The following is a 667-nucleotide window of genomic DNA, read 5'->3' as shown; positions in this document are numbered from 1 at the left end:
TGCCTGAGGTTGTGGTGCCGGATAATGCCTCGACTGCGTCGAACGCGATCAGCGCGGCGGATCGAAACCGCAAGGTCAATGACACCTACGAGCAGTTTTTGGAGCATTACAACACCGCAGCGCTGCCCACAAGGTCGAAACGGCCGAAAGACAAAGCCAATGTCGAAGCCGCAGTCAAGATCGTCACCCACAAGGTCATCCACGCACTCGATGGTCACCAGTGCGTCGACCTTGACGAACTCAACACGCGCATGAGGCAGTTGGTTGACCAGATCAACTAGGCGGTGCCGTTTCGTCACCAGCAGTCAAGCCGCAAAGACATTTTCGATGCGCATGAAAGACACCTGTTGACAGCACTTCCCGATACCCCGTGGCAGCGCACCGAGTGGAAACGCGCCAAGATCGCCCCGGATTTCCACATCACCGTAGCCAGCGTGCGGTACTCCGTGCCGCACCAGCTCGTTGGCCGCACTGTCGATGTGCGCATCACCGGGCAAGTGCTCACGGTCTTCGATGGTGGCCGTGCCGTTACAACCCACACGCTTTCCCACACCCGCGGGGCGTATGTCACCGATGCCGACCACATACCGGCGAACATGGATCACACCCAGGGACTGTGGACGAGCGATTACTTCCTGCGCGAAGCCCAAAAGATCGGGCCGGCGAC

Annotated in this window: 2 pseudogenes; both read left to right on the top strand. The window is 59.4% G+C overall.

Going from position 1 to position 667, the window contains the following annotated elements:
* A pseudogene (locus tag MHY23_RS11860) lies at nt 1-281 on the top strand (IS21 family transposase); the annotation flags it as partial.
* Nucleotides 282-347: 66 nt separating this feature from the next.
* A pseudogene (locus tag MHY23_RS11855) lies at nt 348-667 on the top strand (IS21 family transposase); the annotation flags it as partial.

The organism is Corynebacterium sp. ACRQP, assembly GCF_022345915.1.
In the GTDB taxonomy this organism is placed as follows: domain Bacteria; phylum Actinomycetota; class Actinomycetes; order Mycobacteriales; family Mycobacteriaceae; genus Corynebacterium; species Corynebacterium lehmanniae.
Note: the sequence above shows the minus strand (reverse complement) of the source record. Positions and strands in the feature narration are given on the sequence as shown.